26 protein-coding genes are annotated in these 17,824 nt (G+C 61.3%); 25 read left to right on the top strand and 1 reads right to left on the bottom strand.

What is annotated here, in order from left to right; genetic code table 11:
* Window positions 1–270: 270 nt before the first annotated feature.
* Window positions 271–2,553 (bottom strand): putative bifunctional diguanylate cyclase/phosphodiesterase, encoded by a 2,283-nt coding sequence (locus BSY17_RS11020; RefSeq protein ID WP_069065537.1) that lies wholly within the window; start codon window positions 2,551–2,553, stop codon window positions 271–273.
* Window positions 2,554–2,919: 366 nt separating this feature from the next.
* Between BSY17_RS11020 and rpsL the strand changes: the two genes are divergently transcribed.
* The 25 genes from rpsL to rplO all read left to right on the top strand — a co-directional run bounded on the left by rpsL (window position 2,920) and on the right by rplO (window position 17,642).
* Window positions 2,920–3,291, top strand: a complete 372-nt coding sequence (rpsL, locus tag BSY17_RS11015; protein WP_026002556.1) for a 30S ribosomal protein S12 — start codon at window positions 2,920–2,922, stop codon at window positions 3,289–3,291.
* Window positions 3,292–3,306: 15 nt separating this feature from the next.
* Window positions 3,307–3,777, top strand: a complete 471-nt coding sequence (gene rpsG / locus BSY17_RS11010; protein ID WP_037472408.1) for a 30S ribosomal protein S7 — start codon at window positions 3,307–3,309, stop codon at window positions 3,775–3,777.
* Window positions 3,778–3,949: 172 nt separating this feature from the next.
* Window positions 3,950–6,022, top strand: a complete 2,073-nt coding sequence (gene fusA / locus BSY17_RS11005; protein ID WP_069065536.1) for an elongation factor G — start codon at window positions 3,950–3,952, stop codon at window positions 6,020–6,022.
* A 137-nt stretch (window positions 6,023–6,159) separates the two neighbouring features.
* The gene (tuf, locus tag BSY17_RS11000) at window positions 6,160–7,350 is read left to right on the top strand and encodes an elongation factor Tu (RefSeq protein ID WP_037472405.1); all 1,191 of its coding nucleotides are present in this window, start codon (window positions 6,160–6,162) and stop codon (window positions 7,348–7,350) included.
* 144 nt (window positions 7,351–7,494) lie between these two features.
* Complete coding sequence (gene rpsJ, locus BSY17_RS10995; RefSeq protein ID WP_007686587.1) at window positions 7,495–7,803, top strand: 30S ribosomal protein S10; 309 nt, start codon at window positions 7,495–7,497, stop codon at window positions 7,801–7,803.
* Between the two features lie 292 nt (window positions 7,804–8,095).
* Window positions 8,096–8,854, top strand: coding sequence for a 50S ribosomal protein L3 (gene rplC / locus BSY17_RS10990; RefSeq protein ID WP_037472404.1), 759 nt, complete (start codon window positions 8,096–8,098; stop codon window positions 8,852–8,854).
* 3 nt (window positions 8,855–8,857) lie between these two features.
* On the top strand, window positions 8,858–9,481 hold the full coding sequence (gene rplD, locus BSY17_RS10985; protein WP_037472402.1) for a 50S ribosomal protein L4: 624 nt from the start codon (window positions 8,858–8,860) through the stop codon (window positions 9,479–9,481).
* Window positions 9,474–9,791 carry a 50S ribosomal protein L23 gene (locus tag BSY17_RS10980; protein WP_037472401.1) on the top strand — a complete coding sequence of 106 codons (318 nt, stop codon included), beginning with the start codon at window positions 9,474–9,476 and terminating at the stop codon, window positions 9,789–9,791. The genes rplD and BSY17_RS10980 overlap by 8 nt, the downstream gene beginning before the upstream one ends.
* A 2-nt stretch (window positions 9,792–9,793) precedes the next feature.
* Entirely contained in the window at window positions 9,794–10,630 is an 837-nt protein-coding gene (gene rplB / locus BSY17_RS10975) for a 50S ribosomal protein L2 (RefSeq protein WP_069065535.1), read from the top strand.
* 6 nt (window positions 10,631–10,636) lie between these two features.
* A complete protein-coding gene (rpsS, locus tag BSY17_RS10970; RefSeq protein WP_037472398.1) occupies window positions 10,637–10,912 on the top strand; it encodes a 30S ribosomal protein S19 in 276 nt (91 codons plus the stop codon).
* Complete coding sequence (gene rplV, locus BSY17_RS10965) at window positions 10,912–11,298, top strand: 50S ribosomal protein L22 (protein WP_043152133.1); 387 nt, start codon at window positions 10,912–10,914, stop codon at window positions 11,296–11,298. Before rpsS ends, rplV begins: the two co-directional genes overlap by 1 nt.
* Before the next feature lie 4 nt (window positions 11,299–11,302).
* The gene (gene rpsC, locus BSY17_RS10960) at window positions 11,303–11,998 is read left to right on the top strand and encodes a 30S ribosomal protein S3 (protein WP_037472395.1); all 696 of its coding nucleotides are present in this window, start codon (window positions 11,303–11,305) and stop codon (window positions 11,996–11,998) included.
* A gap of 21 nt (window positions 11,999–12,019) precedes the next feature.
* On the top strand, window positions 12,020–12,451 hold the full coding sequence (gene rplP / locus BSY17_RS10955) for a 50S ribosomal protein L16 (RefSeq protein WP_037472393.1): 432 nt from the start codon (window positions 12,020–12,022) through the stop codon (window positions 12,449–12,451).
* A gap of 3 nt (window positions 12,452–12,454) precedes the next feature.
* Window positions 12,455–12,664, top strand: a complete 210-nt coding sequence (gene rpmC / locus BSY17_RS10950; protein WP_037472392.1) for a 50S ribosomal protein L29 — start codon at window positions 12,455–12,457, stop codon at window positions 12,662–12,664.
* 12 nt (window positions 12,665–12,676) lie between these two features.
* The gene (gene rpsQ / locus BSY17_RS10945) at window positions 12,677–12,940 is read left to right on the top strand and encodes a 30S ribosomal protein S17 (RefSeq protein ID WP_037472391.1); all 264 of its coding nucleotides are present in this window, start codon (window positions 12,677–12,679) and stop codon (window positions 12,938–12,940) included.
* 200 nt (window positions 12,941–13,140) lie between these two features.
* Window positions 13,141–13,509, top strand: coding sequence for a 50S ribosomal protein L14 (gene rplN, locus BSY17_RS10940; protein ID WP_007686569.1), 369 nt, complete (start codon window positions 13,141–13,143; stop codon window positions 13,507–13,509).
* Window positions 13,509–13,820, top strand: coding sequence for a 50S ribosomal protein L24 (gene rplX, locus BSY17_RS10935; RefSeq protein ID WP_069065534.1), 312 nt, complete (start codon window positions 13,509–13,511; stop codon window positions 13,818–13,820). The genes rplN and rplX overlap by 1 nt, the downstream gene beginning before the upstream one ends.
* On the top strand, window positions 13,820–14,392 hold the full coding sequence (gene rplE, locus BSY17_RS10930; RefSeq protein WP_037472389.1) for a 50S ribosomal protein L5: 573 nt from the start codon (window positions 13,820–13,822) through the stop codon (window positions 14,390–14,392). The genes rplX and rplE overlap by 1 nt, the downstream gene beginning before the upstream one ends.
* 52 nt (window positions 14,393–14,444) lie before the next feature.
* On the top strand, window positions 14,445–14,750 hold the full coding sequence (gene rpsN, locus BSY17_RS10925) for a 30S ribosomal protein S14 (RefSeq protein ID WP_037472388.1): 306 nt from the start codon (window positions 14,445–14,447) through the stop codon (window positions 14,748–14,750).
* 12 nt (window positions 14,751–14,762) lie between these two features.
* Entirely contained in the window at window positions 14,763–15,158 is a 396-nt protein-coding gene (gene rpsH, locus BSY17_RS10920; protein WP_037472387.1) for a 30S ribosomal protein S8, read from the top strand.
* The gene (gene rplF, locus BSY17_RS10915) at window positions 15,158–15,691 is read left to right on the top strand and encodes a 50S ribosomal protein L6 (RefSeq protein WP_037472386.1); all 534 of its coding nucleotides are present in this window, start codon (window positions 15,158–15,160) and stop codon (window positions 15,689–15,691) included. The genes rpsH and rplF overlap by 1 nt, the downstream gene beginning before the upstream one ends.
* Before the next feature lies 1 nt (window position 15,692).
* Window positions 15,693–16,046: a 50S ribosomal protein L18 gene (gene rplR, locus BSY17_RS10910; RefSeq protein WP_037472385.1), complete on the top strand. Its 354-nt coding sequence runs from the start codon at window positions 15,693–15,695 to the stop codon at window positions 16,044–16,046.
* A gap of 2 nt (window positions 16,047–16,048) precedes the next feature.
* Entirely contained in the window at window positions 16,049–16,789 is a 741-nt protein-coding gene (gene rpsE, locus BSY17_RS10905) for a 30S ribosomal protein S5 (protein ID WP_069065533.1), read from the top strand.
* Between the two features lie 5 nt (window positions 16,790–16,794).
* A complete protein-coding gene (gene rpmD, locus BSY17_RS10900; RefSeq protein WP_037472383.1) occupies window positions 16,795–16,974 on the top strand; it encodes a 50S ribosomal protein L30 in 180 nt (59 codons plus the stop codon).
* Between the two features lie 134 nt (window positions 16,975–17,108).
* Window positions 17,109–17,642, top strand: a complete 534-nt coding sequence (rplO, locus tag BSY17_RS10895) for a 50S ribosomal protein L15 (protein WP_037472382.1) — start codon at window positions 17,109–17,111, stop codon at window positions 17,640–17,642.
* Window positions 17,643–17,824: the final 182 nt, after the last annotated feature.

The following is a 17,824-nucleotide window of genomic DNA, read 5'->3' as shown; positions in this document are numbered from 1 at the left end:
CGCAGGAACCGGACCTGGCCGCCCGATCGCAGGAAAATCTCCCGCTCTGGGCATAAGGCGGCAAGCCGTGCCCGGAGAGCGGCTGCCCTCGATTTTCGATGATGCGACAATGACGACCCCGTAGCTCTTTTCGAGTCGGGCCGATAGCAAAGCCGGGCCACCCGCGCGAATCCACCGTTACGTAGACGTGACGAGTCGAGTGATGCGCGCGACTAAATGATCCCTGCGATCTTTTGTTCCCTCATAAATACGATTTTTTGAACCCTCGCCTCAGCCGAGATCGGCCTGCGCCGTCGTCGCGAGCAGGCGGGTGACGGCGGCGGCGGGTATGGCCGGGCTGAAATGATAGCCCTGCCCATAATGACATCCGCCCGCCCGCAGATAATCGACCTGGCGACTATTCTCGACCCCTTCCGCTACCGTGCGGATGCCCAGGCTGAAGGCAAGGTTGAGGACGGTGCGGACGATCGCGGCGTCATCCGGGTCGGTTTCCAGGTCGCGCACGAAACGCTGGTCGATCTTGATGATGTCGATCGGAAATTGTTTGAGGTGGGAGAGAGAGGCATAGCCCGTCCCGAAATCATCGAGGGCGATGCTGACCCCGGCATCGCTCAGTCGGTTGAGGGCGCGCCCGACCCGTTCGGCGTTGCGGCCCAGAAAGACTGATTCGGTCACTTCCAGTTCCACCGTCGAAGGCGGCAGGCCGGCATCTGCCAGCCGTTGCAGCAGGCGATCGGCAAAGGCATCGTCGTTCAGATCCGCGCCGGACCCGTTGAACGCAATGGGGCCGACCGTCACGCCCGCGTCGCGCCAGCGCACGCAATCGGCGATGATGCGGTCGATCATCATCATGGTGATGATGGGGCCGAGTTCAGGATGTTCGAAGGCGGACGCGATCTCGCCGGGCATGATGACCTTGCCGTCCGCGGTCGGGCAGCGAAACAGCGCTTCGAACCCGACGATCGCCCCGCTATCGAGCGCGATCTTGGGCTGATACCAGGGGCAGGGCCTTTCATGCGCCAGGATATGGCGTGCCCGGTCCAGCATCGCGGCCTCACGCTCCCAGCTTTCCAGCAATTCAGGACCGAACAGGGTTGCGCGGCCCCGTCCGCTATTCTTGGCATGATAGAGCGCGATGTCGGCATGTTTGACCAGGGCGGTGACATCGTCGCCATGGTCAGGGAACAGCGCGACGCCGATGCTCACCCGGCATTCCAGCGGCCGCCCCCGATAGCTGAGCGGGGCGTGAAGATGCTCGGTGATACGCCGCAAGATGGGCTGCACCGACTCGGCGTCGGGCAGGCGGGTCAGCAGCACGGCAAATTCGTCCCCGCCCATGCGCGCTACCAGATCGCCGGGGCGCAGCGCGTGCCGCAAGCGTCCGGCCACGGCGCACAGCAGGGCATCGCCAGCGTCATGACCGGCCGTATCATTCACGCGCTTGAACTCGTCCAGGTCGATCAACAGCACGGCCAGTTGCGCCCGCTTGGTCGGCGCAGCGGTCGCCTGCGTCACCGCTGCCATGAAATGCGCGCGGTTCGCCAGGCCCGTCAGCGCATCCGACATCGCCAGCCGTTCCAGATTCTGTTCGATTTCCTTGCGTTCGGTGATGTCGACCACGCTGGTCATGAAGCAGGCTTCATCGTCGATCACGATGGGGCGGGACGACAGCAACGCATTGCGAATGGCGCCATCACCACGGCGCAGACGGCATTCGAAATTATCGATCGCCTCCCCCTGTCGCAGCCGGGCGAACAGATCGTCGCGCACCGGCAAGTCGACATAGGTTTGCTCGACATTGGTCAGCGACACGGGGCCGCCAGCCGCATGTGCCTCCAACGCGGCGCGGTTGATCCGCACGATGCTGCCGTCATAGCGCGTCACTAATAGCGGCAGGGGTACGGCCATGAACATATGCTCCAGCGTATCCCGGCTATTGGCCAGGGCGGCCTGGGCCTCGCGCGCCGCGAGGCCAGCCTTCCATTCCTTGCGCTGGAGCCGATTGCCGCGCGCGATTGCTATCCACATGCCGAAATGCAGCATCACCATCGCCAGGATCATTCCGGGCACGGTGGCCGACAGCGGGGCGGGCGCGAGATAGCCGATCAGCAGCGCCACGCCGCAGGCCAGTCCGCCACCGACATTGCCGCGAAAACTGGTCGGCACGACGAGGTAGAAGACCAAGGGAAGCATCACCAGCACGAAGACGGCGATGTCGCTGCGCGAACTGACAAGGAAGGCGACACCGACGGCGATGACCGCCTGCCAGGCAAAGCAGATACGTTCGACCGCACGAAAACTGGTCATGCGATGGCTGACCGACAGGCAGGCCAGCGACCAGAGAATGACGACAATGCGCGCGGGCACCGCAACCCAGAAATGGTCGGTTCCGGCAAAACGCCAGTCGCTCATCAGGAACAGGGTATTGAGCACGGCCGATAGCGCGAACAGGATCTGGGCGTGGCCGCGCGATTCGCGCAAGCGACCTTCCTGAAAGAGGCGTTCACGGGCCGGGTCGCAAAATTCGCCGGTATAGGGGGAGATGTCCGTCACATTTTGTCCATAGAAACACCATATTGGTGGTTGGCCCGAAAAATAGGCGCGACAGGGTTATCAAAACCCTAACCACGTCGGCGCGAGGCACGGAAAATCACGGGTGTAGCGCCGCCCTGTCGCGACGCTTGACCCTTTGTCCGCGCAGGGCTATAGGCCCGGCTGCCCAGCGACCTGTCGCGTCGAGACTCGTCTTTTCTCGCCATTGCTGGGTGCTATTAGAGCTGAACATTGCCGGGTGCTCTTGCGGCTCCAGGGGGGTTTTATACCCACCGGGGCCTTTGCTGTTTGGATGACGTCTGTTTTCCGATCGGCTCGCAACACGGGGATGCCACGGTAAAGTAACTGAAAAAGGTGAAGGGCTTCATGCCAACAATCAACCAGCTGGTCCGTAAGGGCCGCGAACCGCAGAAGGCCAAGTCCAAGGTCCCTGCCATGGATGCGAACCCGCAAAAGCGTGGCGTTTGCACCCGCGTCTATACGACGACTCCGAAGAAGCCGAACTCGGCGCTCCGCAAGGTGGCGAAGGTGCGTCTGGTTAACCAGCGCGAAGTCATCACCTACATCCCCGGTGAAGGCCATAACCTTCAGGAACATAGCGTTGTTCTGATCCGTGGCGGTCGTGTCCGCGATCTTCCCGGCGTGCGCTATCACGTTCTTCGCGGCGTTCTGGATACCCAGGGCGTCAAGGATCGTAAGCAGAGCCGTTCGAAGTACGGCGCGAAGCGTCCGAAGTAAGGGGAGACCAAGAATATGTCACGTCGTCGTCGCCCCGAAAAGCGCATCATCCTGCCCGATCCCAAATATGGCGATATCGTGCTGTCCAAGTTCATGAATTCGATCATGCAGGACGGTAAGAAAGCTGTTGCTGAGTCCATCGTCTATGGCGCTCTCGAAACTGTCGAGACTCGCGCCAAGAAGGACCCGATCGGCATGTTCCATGACGCGCTGAACAACATCAAGCCGGGCATCGAAGTTCGCAGCCGCCGCGTTGGCGGTGCGACCTATCAGGTTCCCGTCGAAGTGCGTCCCGAACGCTCGCAGGCGTTGGCCATCCGTTGGCTGATCACCGCCGCGCGCAACCGCAGCGAAACCACGATGGCTGCGCGCCTGTCGGGTGAGCTGATGGACGCCGCCAACAATCGCGGCAATGCCGTCAAGAAGCGCGAAGATACGCACCGGATGGCCGAAGCCAACCGTGCCTTCTCGCACTATCGCTGGTAACATACCGCTACTGGTAAAAGGCAGGCGGGCGTTTCCAATGTCCGCTTCGCTGTCCGGTTTCAAAAATTGGTCCGTTCGTCAGGGGTCTCTACCCATGGCGGACGGATTGGTTTAGGGGCCACCCAAGAACTCGAATCCCCAACCGCCGGTGCGCCGGCAACGGAGAAGCATCATGGCCCGCAGCCATCCGCTCGAACGCTATCGTAATTTTGGTATCATGGCGCATATTGACGCCGGCAAGACCACGACGACCGAGCGTATCCTTTACTACACCGGCAAGTCCTACAAGATCGGCGAAGTCCATGACGGCGCCGCCACGATGGACTGGATGGAACAGGAGCAGGAGCGTGGTATCACCATCACGTCGGCTGCGACCACCTGCATCTGGAACGACCACCGTCTGAACATCATCGACACCCCCGGCCACGTCGACTTCACCATCGAAGTCGAGCGTTCGCTGCGCGTGCTCGATGGCGCGGTCGCCGCGTTCGACGGCGTTGCGGGCGTTGAGCCGCAGTCGGAAACGGTGTGGCGTCAGGCGGACAAGTATAAGGTTCCGCGGATGTGCTTCATCAACAAGCTCGACCGTACCGGCGCCAATTTCTATTATTGCGTGCAGACGATCATCGATCGTCTGGGTGCCATCCCCGCCGTTCTGTATCTCCCCATCGGTGCGGAGAGCGAGTTCAAGGGTCTGGTCGATCTGGTCGAAAACCGTGCGATCATCTGGAAGGATGAGAATCTCGGCGCTGAATTCTCCTATGAGGAAATTCCCGACGATCTCGCCGACAAGGCTGCTGAATATCGCGAAAAGCTGATCGAACTGGCCGTCGAGCAGGACGACGAGGCGATGGAAGCCTATCTCGAAGGCAATCTGCCCGACGTCGCGACGCTCAAGAAGCTGATCCGCAAGGGCACGCTGGCCCAGTCGTTCGTCCCCGTGCTATGTGGTTCGGCGTTCAAGAACAAGGGCGTTCAGCCCCTGCTCGACGCGGTCGTCGACTATCTGCCTTCGCCGCTCGACATTGAGGACGTGCAGGGCATCAACCCCGACAACGACCAGCCCGACAGCCGTGCGACCGCAGATGATGCGCCGTTCGCTGGCCTGGCGTTCAAGATCATGAACGATCCGTTCGTCGGCTCGCTCACCTTCCTGCGCGTCTATTCCGGCACCCTGACCAAGGGCACCTATTTGAACTCGGTCAAGGACAAGAAGGAAAAGATCGGCCGCATGCTGCTGATGCATGCCAACAGCCGTGAAGATATCGATGCGGCTTATGCCGGCGACATCGTTGCGCTGGCCGGCATGAAGGAGACCACCACCGGGGATACGCTGTGCGCCGAGCGCCAGCCCATCATCCTGGAGCGGATGGAATTCCCTGAGCCGGTTATCGAATTGTCGGTGGAACCCAAGACCAAGGCCGACCAGGAAAAGATGGGCGTCGCGCTCAACCGCCTGGCCGCCGAGGATCCGTCCTTCCGCGTTTCGACGGATCACGAATCGGGCCAGACCATCATCAAGGGCATGGGCGAGCTTCACCTCGAAATCCTGGTCGATCGCATGAAGCGTGAGTTCAAGGTCGAGGCGAATGTCGGTGCGCCGCAGGTGGCCTATCGCGAATATCTCAAGAAGGCCGTCGACGTCGACTATACCCATAAGAAGCAGTCGGGCGGCACCGGTCAGTTCGGCCGCATCAAGGTGAAGGTCACGCCGGGCGAGCGCGGTGCGGGCATCATCTTCAAGGATGAGATCAAGGGCGGTAATATTCCCAAGGAATATATCCCCGCGATCGAAAAGGGCATGCGCGAAACGGCCGCTACCGGATCGCTCATCGGCTTCCCGATCATCGATTTCGAAATCAACCTGTATGACGGCGCCTATCATGACGTCGACTCGTCGGCTCTGGCGTTCGAAATCACCGGTCGCGCAGCGATGCGTGAAGTTGCGCAGAAGTCGGGCATCACGCTGCTCGAACCGATCATGAAGGTCGAAGTCGTCAGCCCCGAAGAATATTTGGGCGACGTGATCGGTGATATGAACAGCCGTCGTGGCCAGATCCAGGGCACCGACACCCGTGGTAATGCACAGGTCGTCGAAGCGATGGTCCCGCTGGCCAACATGTTCGGCTATGTGAACTCGCTGCGTTCGTTCACCCAGGGGCGTGCGAACTATTCGATGACTTTCTCGCACTATGATGAAGTGCCGCAGAATGTCGCGGACGAAGTCAAGGCGAGGATGGCCTGATGAATTTCCCCGGCCGAGCCGTGCAAGCGGCTCGGTTAGGGGCTGGTAATCTGCAAATTTGCTGCTATGGACGCGCCTTCGCGAGGCGCGGCCGAGCGGTCAGACCCAAGCTGATTTTGATTAGAAGGTAGGATAAAATGGCTAAGGCTAAGTTTGAGCGGAATAAGCCGCACTGCAACATCGGCACCATCGGTCACGTCGACCATGGCAAGACCTCGCTGACCGCAGCGATCACCAAGGTGCTGGCCGAAACCGGCGGCGCCACGTTCACCAGCTACGACAACATCGACAAGGCGCCCGAAGAGCGCGAGCGCGGCATCACCATTTCGACCGCGCACGTCGAATATGAAACCGAAGCGCGCCACTATGCGCACGTCGACTGCCCCGGTCACGCTGACTATGTGAAGAACATGATCACCGGTGCGGCGCAGATGGACGGCGCGATCCTGGTCGTGTCGGCCACCGACGGCCCGATGCCGCAGACCCGTGAGCACATCCTGCTCGCCAAGCAGGTCGGCGTTCCTCAGCTCGTCGTGTTCATGAACAAGGTCGATCTCGTTGACGACGCCGAAATTCTGGAACTGGTCGAGCTGGAAATCCGCGAGCTGCTGAGCAGCTATGATTTCGACGGCGACAACATCCCCGTTATCCCTGGTTCGGCTGTGGCCGCGCTGCAGGACAAGACCCCGGAAATCGGCCATGACGCCGTGCTGAAGCTGATGGCTGCCGTTGACAGCTGGATCCCGCAGCCTGAGCGTCCGATCGACAAGCCCTTCCTGATGCCGATCGAAGACGTGTTCTCGATCTCGGGTCGCGGCACCGTCGTCACCGGCCGCGTCGAAACCGGCATCGTCAAGGTTGGCGAAGAAGTCGAAATCGTCGGCATCCGCGACACCCGCAAGACCACGGTCACGGGCGTTGAAATGTTCCGCAAGCTGCTCGACGAAGGTCGTGCAGGCGACAATATCGGCGCGCTGGTTCGTGGCGTTGGTCGTGAAGACGTCGAGCGTGGCCAGGTTCTGGCCAAGCCCGGTTCGGTCATGCCGCACACCGAGTTCGACGCTGAAGTGTACGTGCTGTCGAAGGAAGAGGGTGGCCGTCACACGCCGTTCTTCGCCAACTATCGCCCGCAGTTCTACTTCCGCACCACGGACGTCACCGGCGAAGTCATCCTGCCTGAGGGCACGGAGATGGTCATGCCTGGCGACAACGTGAAGCTCGGCGTCAAGCTGATCGCGCCCATCGCGATGGACCCAGGTCTGCGCTTTGCCATCCGTGAAGGCGGTCGTACCGTCGGCGCAGGGGTTGTCGGCACGATCTCGAAGTAATATAGGCACCGCAGCGGCGCGAATCGCCTGATTCGCGCCGCTCGGATTTTTACCGCCTCGGATCGTCTTTCTCCGGCTCTAGCGAGCTAGAAGGACAGATTAAGAGGCGGTTGTTTTTTGGCTCTTTCGCATCGGTACAGGAATATGGACAGCAACATCCGCATTCGCCTTAAGGCGTTCGATCATCGCGTGCTTGATCAGGCGACCGGCGACATCGCCGACACCGCACGCCGCACTGGCGCTCTCATCCGCGGTCCCATTCCCCTTCCGACGCGCATCGAAAAGTTCACGGTCAACCGTGGTCCGCACATCGACAAGAAGTCGCGCGAGCAGTTTGAGGTTCGCACCTACAAGCGTATGCTTGACATTGTGCAGCCGACGCCGCAGACGGTCGACGCGCTGATGAAGCTGGACCTGGCTGCCGGCGTGAACGTAGAAATCAAGCTGGCCTAAGGCGAGCAAGTCCCTGCCTTCTGTAACAGGTCGGCAGGGTATCGGGTATTCCGGGAAACCGGAAGCTCACACGACACAAGGGATACCGCACAGCGCCGGGCAACCGGCAAGTCTGTGGTTCTGGTCCCCCGTCGCTGGTCCCGAGAGGGGTTGGCATCCAACCCGGACGGGGTGATCTGCATATTTGGGTTGGCCGCTAGGGAATGATCCCGAGCGGTTTTTTTCGTTGGATACGCCCGCCGGCGTCAGTTTCTTTTAAGGCTTAGGCGGGCCTCTATTGGGAGTATGGATCATGCGCACTGGCGTGATCGCTAAGAAAGTCGGGATGACCCGCCTGTTCCAAGAGGACGGGCGTCACGTGCCGGTTACGGTTCTGGCCCTTGAAGGCAACCAGGTCGTGGCTCGCAAGGATGTGGACAGCGACGGCTATATTGCCGTGCAGCTGGGTGCCGGCGTAGCGAAGGTTAAGAATGTCGCCAAGCCGCAGCGCGGTCACTTCGCCAAGGCGGAAGTGGAGCCGAAGGCGCGTCTGGTAGAATTCCGTGTCGCCGAGGATGCACTCCTCGATGTCGGCGTGGAAATAGCCGCGGATCATTTCATCGACGGCCAGCTCGTCGATGTGTCGGGTCACACCCAAGGTAAGGGCTTTGCCGGCGCCATGAAGCGTTGGGGCTTCGGCGGTATGCGCGCCACCCACGGCGTGTCGATCAGTCACCGTGCCCATGGTTCGACGGGTAACCGTCAGGATCCAGGCCGCGTCTTCAAGAACAAGAAGATGGCCGGTCATATGGGTGATCGTGAACGCACGCAGCAGAACCTCGAAATCGTCCGCACGGACGTCGAGCGCGGTCTGCTGTTCGTCAAGGGCAGCGTGCCCGGTGCCAAGGGCACCTGGCTGACCGTCAAGGATGCCGTCAAGGTGCCCCGTCCGGCCGACGTTCCCTATCCCGCCAGCCTGAAAAAGGCTGACAACAGCAACGACAGCGCTCCCGCTGATACCCCGGCTGAAGAAGTCGCGGCAGTGGAAGCGACCGAAGGCCAGGAGGGCTAAACCATGAAGGTCAAGGTACAGACCCTCGACGCAGCGGAAGCTGGCGATCTGGAGCTGAACGATGCCGTATTCGGTGTCGAGCCCCGCGCCGACATCCTGCACCGTGTCGTCACCTGGCAGCTCGAAAAGCGTCGCGGTACGGCCCGTGGCACCCGCGAGCGTAGCGATGTTGCCCGCACGGGTAAGAAGTTCGGTCGCCAGAAGGGCGGCGGTACGGCTCGTCACGGCGATCGCCGCGCGCCTGTGTTCATCGGTGGTGGTAAAGCCCACGGTGCCCGCGTTCGTGACTTCAATCCCTCGCTGAACAAGAAGGTTCGCGCGCTGGGCCTGAAGATGGCGCTCTCGTCGAAGGTGAAGGACGGTTCGCTGTTCATCATCGACAGCCTCGACGTCGCCGAAGGTAAGACCAAGGCGCTGGTCGCCAATCTTGCCAAGCTGAACCTGACCAAGGTGCTGTTCATCGACGGCGACGCGGTCAACATCAGCTTCGCCAAGGCGTCGGCCAACATCATCGGCGTGGACTTGCTGCCGGCCGTCGGTGCCAATGTCTACGACATCCTGAAAGCCGACTCGCTGGTGCTCACCCGCGCCGCGGTCGAAAAGCTGGAGGCCCGTTTCAATGGCTAAAAAGCAAGCCGCAACGGTCGACAACCGTCATTATGACGTGGTTGTCGCCCCGCACATCACTGAGAAGTCGACTCTTCTCAGCGAATTCAACGCTGTGGTCTTCAAGGTGGCGGGCGATGCCTCCAAGCCTGAGATCAAGGCCGCTGTCGAAGCGATCTGGGGTGTCGACGTCAAGAGCGTGAATACGCTCGTGACGAAGGGCAAGACCAAGAAGTGGAAGGGCAAGCCCTACACCCGCTCCGACGTCAAGAAGGCGATCGTCCGCCTGGCTGAAGGCCAGTCGATCGACATCACCGAGGGAGTGCGCTAACCATGGCGCTGAAGCATTATAACCCGACGAGCCCCGCCCAGCGCGGCCTCATTCTCGTCGACAAGTCCAGCCTGCACAAGGGCAAGCCCGTCAAGGCGCTGACCGAAGGCAAGCGCAAGACCGGTGGCCGCAACAACAAGGGTCATGTGACCTCGCGCGGTATCGGCGGCGGTCATAAGCAGCGCTATCGTATCATCGATTTCAAGCGTCGCTTGTGGGATGTCGAAGGTACGGTCGAGCGTCTGGAATATGACCCCAACCGCACCGCGTTCATCGCGCTGGTCAACTATCCCGACGGTACGCAGGCCTATATCATTGCGCCGCAGCGTCTCGCTCCTGGTGACAAGGTCATCGCGGGCAAGAAGACCGACGTGAAGCCGGGCAACGCGATGGAACTGGGTCAGATGCCGGTCGGCACGATCATCCACAATATCGAGATGAAGCCGGGCAAGGGCGCACAGCTCTGCCGTTCGGCGGGCACCTATGCCCAGCTCGTTGGTCGTGATCGTGGCATGGTGATGATCCGCTTGTCTTCGGGTGAGCAGCGTTACATCCGTTCGGATTGCATGGGCACCATCGGCGCCGTCAGCAACCCCGACAATGGCAACACCAATCTCGCTAAGGCAGGCCGCAACCGTTGGAAGGGCATCCGCCCGCTGACGCGCGGTGTCGCCAAGAACCCGGTCGATCACCCTCATGGTGGTGGTGAAGGCCGGACCTCGGGCGGCCGTCATCCGGTTACGCCTTGGGGCAAGCCGACCAAGGGTGCCCGCACCCGTAACAACAAGTCGACCGACAAGATGATCATCCGGTCGCGTCACGCCAAGAAGAAGAGGTAATCCGCGATGGCTCGTTCCGTCTGGAAAGGTCCGTTCGTGGACCTCAGCCTTCTGAAGAAGGCAGAAACCGCGCAGGAAGCCGGTGGCCGTGCGCCGATCAAGACTTGGTCGCGTCGTTCCACCATCCTGCCCCAGTTCGTTGGCCTGACGTTCAGCGTCTATAACGGCCGCAAGCATGTTCCGGTGTCCGTGAACGAGGATATGGTGGGTCATAAGCTGGGCGAATTCGCCCCGACCCGCTTCTTCCCCGGCCACGCTGCCGACAAGAAGGGCAAGCGCTAATGAGCAAGGAAAAGGCTCCCCGTCGCGTCGCCGACAATGAGGCTCTGGCCGTCGGCACGCAGATCCGTGGTTCGGCCCAGAAGCTGAACCTGGTTGCCACGCTCATCCGCGGCCACAAGGTCGAGGACGCGCTGAACATCTTGGCTTTCTCCAAGAAGGCGATGGCAGTGGACGTGCGCAAGGTGCTGGCTTCGGCCATCGCCAACGCGGAAAACAACCATAATCTGGACGTCGACGCTCTGGTCGTGGCCGAAGCATCGGTAGGCAAGGCGTTCACGCTCAAGCGCTTCCATGCGCGTGGCCGTGGCAAGTCGACCCGGATCCTCAAGCCCTACAGCCGCGTGCGCATCGTCGTGCGTGAAGCTGGCGAAGAAGCGGAGGCGTAAGCACATGGGTCACAAGAGCAATCCGATCGGTCTGCGTCTTCAGATCAACCGCACCTGGGACAGCCGCTGGTACGCCGAAGGCGCGGACTATGGCCGCCTGCTGCTGGAAGATCTCAAGATCCGCCAGTTCATCATGAAGTCGCTGCCGCAGGCCGCGATTTCGAAGGTCGTCATCGAACGCCCTGCCAAGCTGTGCCGCGTGTCGGTCTATGCTGCCCGTCCCGGTGTCATCATCGGCAAGAAGGGCGCGGACATCGAAAAGCTGCGCAAGAAGCTGAGCGCGCTGACCACGTCCGACGTGTCGTTGAACATCGTCGAAATCCGCAAGCCGGAAGTCGATTCCAAGCTCGTCGCACAGGGTATCGCTGACCAGCTCGAACGCCGCGTGGCGTTCCGCCGCGCGATGAAGCGGGCTGTGCAGTCGGCGCTGCGTCTGGGTGCCGAAGGCATCAAGATCACCTGCGGCGGCCGTCTGGGCGGCGCAGAAATCGCGCGCGTCGAATGGTATCGCGAAGGTCGCGTTCCGCTGCACACGCTGCGCGCGAACGTCGACTATGCCGAAGCCACGGCGCACACCGCCTATGGCGTGTGCGGCATCAAGGTCTGGATCTTCAAGGGTGAGATTCTGGGCCATGATCCGATGGCCACCGACCGGCTCATGCTGGAGGCTCAGACCTCCGGTGTGCGTCCGGCGCGCTGAACATAAGGTAGGTATAGCGTCATGCTGCAACCGAAGAAAATGAAGTTCCGCAAGACCTTCAAGGGCCGGATCAAGGGCGATGCCAAGGGCGGTTCCGCTCTGAACTTCGGTTCCTATGGTCTCAAGGCCATGGAGCCTGAGCGGATCACCGCGCGCCAGATCGAAGCGGCTCGCCGCGCGATCACGCGTCACATCCGCCGTCAGGGCCGTTTGTGGATCCGCGTGTTCCCCGACGTGCCCGTGTCGAAGAAGCCGGCCGAAGTCCGACAGGGCAAGGGCAAGGGTTCGGTCGAATATTGGGCCGCCCGCGTCAAGCCGGGTCGCATCCTGTTCGAACTGGACGGCGTACCCGGTCCGCTCGCAGCAGAGGCCTTCTCGCGCGCCGCGATGAAGCTGCCCATCAAGACCAAGGTCGTTGCCCGCCTCGGCGACACCTCGCACCTGGAGGGTTAAGCCATGGCGAACGTTGCTGACCTTAAGACCAAGACGGACGACGAACTGTCGACCGAACTCAACAACCTGAAGCGCGAGCAGTTCAATCTGCGTTTCCAGGCGGCCACCAACCAGCTGGAAAAGCCCAGCCGCGTCAAGGAAGTCCGCCGGTCGATCGCGCAGATCAAAACTTTGCAGACCGAGCGTAACAGCTCGGCTGCGACCGCGAAGTAAAGGAAACACACGATGCCCAAGCGCGTGCTGACGGGAACGGTGGTTTCCGACAAGACCGACAAGACGGTGGTGGTTCGTGTAGAGCGCAAGGTTAAGCATGCGCTCTACGGCAAGATTATCCGCCGTTCGAAGAAATATCACGCCCATGACGAGGGCAATGTCTACAAGGAAGGCGAGACGGTCCGCATTGAGGAAACCGCCCCGATTTCCAAGCTCAAGACCTGGAAGGTCATCGAGCGCGTGGACACCCACAAGTCGCCGGAGGTTGCCGCCTAAAGGCGGAAACCCGGACTTTTAGGGTAGGCTCACTGATTCTTTGGGTCTTATTGCGACGCGGGGCTGGCCTTTTCGATCAGAAGGGGTTACAGGCCCGCGCTTCGCGTAGGACCCGACAGAGTCTTGGCACGAAATTCGGAACCGCTGGGCCAGACCTTTCTGGAGCGTCCCGGTAGGCCAAATAAGAAGGAACCGGATCCATGATCCAGATGCAATCCAATCTTGACGTCGCTGACAACAGCGGCGCCAAGCGCGTCCAGTGCATCAAGGTGCTGGGCGGCTCGAAGCGTCGCTTCGCGAGCGTAGGCGACATCATCGTCGTCTCGATCAAGGAAGCAGCGCCTCGCGGCAAGGTGAAGAAGGGTGACGTGCATCGTGCCGTCATCGTGCGTACCGCCAAGGACGTGCGTCGCGCTGATGGCAGCGTGATTCGCTTCGACGGCAACGCCGCTGTGCTTATCAACAAGAACGAGGAGCCGATCGGCACCCGTATCTTTGGCCCGGTCGTTCGCGAACTGCGCGCCAAGAAGCACATGAAGATCATCTCGCTCGCTCCTGAGGTGCTGTAATGAGCGCTGCCAAGATCAAGAAGGGCGACAAGATCGTCGTCCTGGCTGGCAAGGACAAGGGCCGTACCGGCGCTGTCCTGCAAGTGATGCCCAAGGCCGACAAGGTTCTTGTTGAAGGCATCAACGTGCATGCGAAGCATCGCAAGCCCGACCAGTCGAACCCGCAGGGTGGCATCGAGCGCAAGCCCGCGCCGCTCCACATTTCGAACGTGGCGGTCGCCGACAAGGATGGCAAGCCGACCCGCGTTCGTTTCGAGGATCGCGACGGCAAGAAGGTCCGTGTCGCCGTCAAGTCCGGTGAGGTGCTGTAATGGCCGATAAGTACATCCCGCGCTCCAAAGCGCTGTATGACGCCGAGATCGCCAAGGCGATGACCGAGAAATTCGGTTACAAGAACGTCATGGAAGTCCCCAAGATCGACAAGATCACGCTCAACATGGGCGTGGGCGAAGCGACCCAGGACAAGAAGAAGGTCACGCAGGCCGCCGAGGAAATGGAACTGATCGCTGGCCAGAAGCCGGTTATCACCAAGGCGAAGAAGTCGATCGCGCAGTTCAAGCTGCGTGAAGGCATGCCCATCGGTGCCAAGGTCACGCTGCGCCGCGAGCGCATGTATGAATTCCTGGACCGCATGATCAACGTGGCCCTGCCCCGCGTCCGCGATTTTCGTGGTCTCAATCCGAAGAGCTTCGATGGCCGTGGCAATTATGCCTTCGGTATCAAGGAGCAGATCATCTTCCCAGAGATCAGCTATGACCGTGTCGACAAGGTGCGCGGCATGGACATCATTGTGACCACCACGGCGAAGACGGACGATGAAGCGCGCGAATTGCTGCGCCTCTTCGGCTTCCCCTTCCCGCTCGAAGAGAAGCAGGCGGCCTGAACAAGGTCCCGCTTCTCTCCCAACGCTAAAGCTAAGGAAGAGAACTTAAGTCATGGCGAAACTGAGTTCGATCAACAAGAATGAGCGTCGCAAGAAGCTGGTTAAGAAATATGCCGGCCGTTATGCAAAGCTCAAGGCGATCGCGAATGACAACGCGGCCGATGACAGCGATCGTCTGATCGCTCGTCTGAAGATGGCGGAAATTCCCCGCAACGGCAACCCGACTCGCGTGCGTAACCGCTGCGAACTGACGGGGCGCCCGCGCGCTTATTACCGCAAATTCCGGCTCTGCCGTATTCAGCTGCGCGATCTGGCCAATAAGGGCCTGATCCCCGGCGTCACCAAGTCGAGCTGGTAAGGATATCATCTCATGGCATTGACCGATCCCCTGGGTGATATGCTCACCCGCATCCGCAACGGGCAGCAGGCGAAGAAGGACAGCGTTATGTCCCCAGCGTCCAAGCTGCGCGCCCGTGTCCTCGACGTGCTCCAGCGCGAAGGTTATATTCGCGGCTATTCCGAGGAAGATCTCGGCAAGCACCCTGGCCTGCGCATCGAGCTGAAATATTTCGAAGGGCAGCCTGCTATCAAGCATGTCGCCCGCGTGTCCAAGCCTGGCCGCCGCGTCTATTCGGGTTCGAAGGAACTGCCGGTGATCCGCAACGGTCTTGGTATCACGATCGTCTCGACGCCTAAGGGTGTTCTGTCCGACGCGGAAGCGCGCGACCAGAATGTCGGCGGCGAAGTGCTGGCGGAGGTGTTCTAATGAGCCGCATCGGTAAAAAGCCGGTCGCGATCCCCAATGGGGTGACGGCGACCATCGAGGGCGGGCAGCTCTCGGTCAAGGGGCCCAAGGGCACCCTGGCCATGCCGCTGCGCGACGAGATCAGCTACACGCTGGAAGGCGAAGGCATTCTCGTTCAGCCGGCCAACAAGACCAAGGCCGCACGGGCATTCTGGGGCATGCAGCGCACGCTGATCCAGAACCTGGTCACCGGCGTGACGGAAGGCTTCACCAAGAAGCTGCTCATCACCGGCGTTGGCTACCGCGCGAACTCGCAGGGCAAGAACCTGAAGCTGCAGCTTGGCTACAGCCATGACGTCGATTTTGCGATCCCCGACGGGATCGAGATCAAGACCCCGGATAACACCACGGTCGAGATCAGCGGCATGGACAAGCAGCAGGTCGGCCAGGTTGCCGCCGAAATCCGTCGCTGGCGCAAGCCTGAGCCTTATAAGGGCAAGGGCATCAAATATGCCGGCGAGTTCATCTTCCGCAAGGAAGGGAAGAAGAAGTAAGATGGCAAAGCTTTCCCTCTTCGCGCGGCGTCGTCGCCGTGTTCGCACCGCTCTCAAGGCTGTTTCGGGCACCCGCCCGCGCCTGAGCATTCACCGTTCGGGTCGTCACATCTACGCCCAGATCATCGATGACGCTGCCGGTACGACCGTCGCTGCGGCATCGACCCTGGACAAGGACGTGCGCGGCAAGACCGGCGCTACCTCGCAAGCCGCTGCCGATGTCGGCAAGCGCGTCGCCGCTGCGGCGACCGCTGCCGGTGTCACCCGCGTCGTGTTCGACCGTGGTGGCTTCCTGTTCCATGGCCGCGTGAAAGCGCTGGCCGATGCCGCCCGTGAGGGCGGGCTGGAGTTCTGATCATGGCTGACGAAAACACCACCGGCGAAGGCAATCAGCCCGCAGCCGTCCTGGCTCCTGAAGCGACGCCTCAGGAAGTCACCGAAAATCGTGGTCCCGGCCGTGGTCGTGGCAATCGCGGCGGCGGCGACCGCAACCGCAGCGATCGCGGCGGTGGCCGTGGTCGTCGTGACGATCGTCGCGGCGGTAACCGTGACGAAGATCAGGGCGAAGAACTGATCGAGAAGCTGGTCCACATCAACCGCGTCAGCAAGACCGTCAAGGGCGGCAAGCGCTTCGGCTTTGCGGCGCTGGTCGTTGTCGGCGACGGCAAGGGCCGGGCCGGTTTCGGTCATGGCAAGGCGCGCGAAGTGCCTGAAGCCATCAGCAAGGCGACCGCCGCTGCCAAGAAGGCAATGGTTCGCGTTCCGCTGAAGGAAGGCCGCACGCTGCATCATGATGGCCTTGGCCATTTCGGTGCGGGCAAGGTGACGCTGCGTTCGGCCCCCGCCGGTACGGGTATCATCGCGGGTGGTCCGATGCGCGCCGTGTTCGAAAGCCTCGGCGTCGCAGACGTCGTGACCAAGTCGAACGGCACGTCGAACCCTTATAACATGATCCGGGCGACCTTCGCGGCGCTGGGCGAACAGACGAGCCCCAAGTCGGTGGCGCAGCGTCGCGGCAAGAAGGTCGCTGACCTTCTGCATCGCGGTGGAGCCTCGGTCGAGGTCGCGCAGGCTGACGCCGAAGCGATTGTGGAGTAAGCGACATGGCAACAATCAAGATCAAGCAGATCGGTTCGCCGATCCGTCGCCCCGCCGACCAGAAGAAGATTCTGATCGGTCTGGGCCTTGGCAAGATGCATCGCGTGGTGGAACTGGAAGACACGGCGGAAGTCCGCGGTGCCATCAAGAAGCTGCCCCATATGGTGCAAGTGGTCGAGGGCTAAGCCCTTCGATCCGATGAAATGATGCGGGAGAGGGGGAAACCCCTCTTTCGTTTTTTTGACGGTCGGGCTATCGGCCCGGCCTCTTTAGGTTCCCACTGGGGACAGCGCGAACAAAGCGAAAGCGAGTGCACGATATGAAACTCAATGACATCCGTGATAATGATGGCGCCCGCAAGGGCCGTATGCGCGTTGGACGCGGCATCGGTTCGGGCAAGGGCAAGACCGCTGGCCGTGGCCAGAAGGGCGCCAAGGCGCGTTCGGGCGTTGCCATCAACGGCTTCGAAGGCGGCCAGATGCCGCTCCACATGCGCATCCCTAAGCGCGGTTTCAACAACATCTTCGCCAGCGATTTCGCGATCGTGAACCTGGGCGCGGTGCAGAAGGCGATCGACGCCGGCAAGCTGGACGCCAACGCGACCATCGACCATGCCGCGCTCAAGGCCGCTGCGCTTGCCCGTGGTGGCAAGGATGGCGTCCGTCTGCTCGCCAAGGGCGAACTGACCGCCAAGGTCAGCTTCTTGGTCTCCGGCGCGTCGAAGGGTGCGTTGGAAGCCGTTGAAAAGGCCGGTGGCAAGGTCGAAGTGATCGAAGTCGTCGCGGCCGCCGACAAGGCGAAGGCCAAGAAGGGCACGGCGCTGGCCGCTGCCAAGGCTGCCCGGAAGGCGTAAGCCGCAGTCTCAGACTTGCAAGCACGGCCCCGCTGCCCGATATGGGTTGGCGGGGTCATGCGTATCGGGGGACTGTCTTTGCCACTTGGTATGGCAACTCCCCGTTCGACACGCTGAACCCGTCCCGCTAAGGGATGAGCGATTCCGCACCGGGGCTTGATGCCTCGGCAAGAGTGATTTGA

Source organism: Sphingobium sp. RAC03 (assembly GCF_001713415.1).
GTDB lineage: Bacteria > Pseudomonadota > Alphaproteobacteria > Sphingomonadales > Sphingomonadaceae > Sphingobium.
This window is presented reverse-complemented; position numbering and strand designations above follow the sequence as displayed.

Excerpts from the sequence above, each read along its gene's own strand:
- rpsL (WP_026002556.1), top strand. The coding sequence starts at position 2,920 with ATGCCAACAATCAACCAGCTGGTCCGTAAGGGCCGCGAACCGCAGAAG.
- rpsG (WP_037472408.1), top strand. The coding sequence starts at position 3,307 with ATGTCACGTCGTCGTCGCCCCGAAAAGCGCATCATCCTGCCCGATCCC.
- fusA (WP_069065536.1), top strand. The coding sequence starts at position 3,950 with ATGGCCCGCAGCCATCCGCTCGAACGCTATCGTAATTTTGGTATCATG.
- tuf (WP_037472405.1), top strand. The coding sequence starts at position 6,160 with ATGGCTAAGGCTAAGTTTGAGCGGAATAAGCCGCACTGCAACATCGGC.
- rpsJ (WP_007686587.1), top strand. The coding sequence starts at position 7,495 with ATGGACAGCAACATCCGCATTCGCCTTAAGGCGTTCGATCATCGCGTG.
- rplC (WP_037472404.1), top strand. The coding sequence starts at position 8,096 with ATGCGCACTGGCGTGATCGCTAAGAAAGTCGGGATGACCCGCCTGTTC.
- rplD (WP_037472402.1), top strand. The coding sequence starts at position 8,858 with ATGAAGGTCAAGGTACAGACCCTCGACGCAGCGGAAGCTGGCGATCTG.
- BSY17_RS10980 (WP_037472401.1), top strand. The coding sequence starts at position 9,474 with ATGGCTAAAAAGCAAGCCGCAACGGTCGACAACCGTCATTATGACGTG.
- rplB (WP_069065535.1), top strand. The coding sequence starts at position 9,794 with ATGGCGCTGAAGCATTATAACCCGACGAGCCCCGCCCAGCGCGGCCTC.
- rpsS (WP_037472398.1), top strand. The coding sequence starts at position 10,637 with ATGGCTCGTTCCGTCTGGAAAGGTCCGTTCGTGGACCTCAGCCTTCTG.
- rplV (WP_043152133.1), top strand. The coding sequence starts at position 10,912 with ATGAGCAAGGAAAAGGCTCCCCGTCGCGTCGCCGACAATGAGGCTCTG.
- rpsC (WP_037472395.1), top strand. The coding sequence starts at position 11,303 with ATGGGTCACAAGAGCAATCCGATCGGTCTGCGTCTTCAGATCAACCGC.
- rplP (WP_037472393.1), top strand. The coding sequence starts at position 12,020 with ATGCTGCAACCGAAGAAAATGAAGTTCCGCAAGACCTTCAAGGGCCGG.
- rpmC (WP_037472392.1), top strand. The coding sequence starts at position 12,455 with ATGGCGAACGTTGCTGACCTTAAGACCAAGACGGACGACGAACTGTCG.
- rpsQ (WP_037472391.1), top strand. The coding sequence starts at position 12,677 with ATGCCCAAGCGCGTGCTGACGGGAACGGTGGTTTCCGACAAGACCGAC.
- rplN (WP_007686569.1), top strand. The coding sequence starts at position 13,141 with ATGATCCAGATGCAATCCAATCTTGACGTCGCTGACAACAGCGGCGCC.
- rplX (WP_069065534.1), top strand. The coding sequence starts at position 13,509 with ATGAGCGCTGCCAAGATCAAGAAGGGCGACAAGATCGTCGTCCTGGCT.
- rplE (WP_037472389.1), top strand. The coding sequence starts at position 13,820 with ATGGCCGATAAGTACATCCCGCGCTCCAAAGCGCTGTATGACGCCGAG.
- rpsN (WP_037472388.1), top strand. The coding sequence starts at position 14,445 with ATGGCGAAACTGAGTTCGATCAACAAGAATGAGCGTCGCAAGAAGCTG.
- rpsH (WP_037472387.1), top strand. The coding sequence starts at position 14,763 with ATGGCATTGACCGATCCCCTGGGTGATATGCTCACCCGCATCCGCAAC.
- rplF (WP_037472386.1), top strand. The coding sequence starts at position 15,158 with ATGAGCCGCATCGGTAAAAAGCCGGTCGCGATCCCCAATGGGGTGACG.
- rplR (WP_037472385.1), top strand. The coding sequence starts at position 15,693 with ATGGCAAAGCTTTCCCTCTTCGCGCGGCGTCGTCGCCGTGTTCGCACC.
- rpsE (WP_069065533.1), top strand. The coding sequence starts at position 16,049 with ATGGCTGACGAAAACACCACCGGCGAAGGCAATCAGCCCGCAGCCGTC.
- rpmD (WP_037472383.1), top strand. The coding sequence starts at position 16,795 with ATGGCAACAATCAAGATCAAGCAGATCGGTTCGCCGATCCGTCGCCCC.
- rplO (WP_037472382.1), top strand. The coding sequence starts at position 17,109 with ATGAAACTCAATGACATCCGTGATAATGATGGCGCCCGCAAGGGCCGT.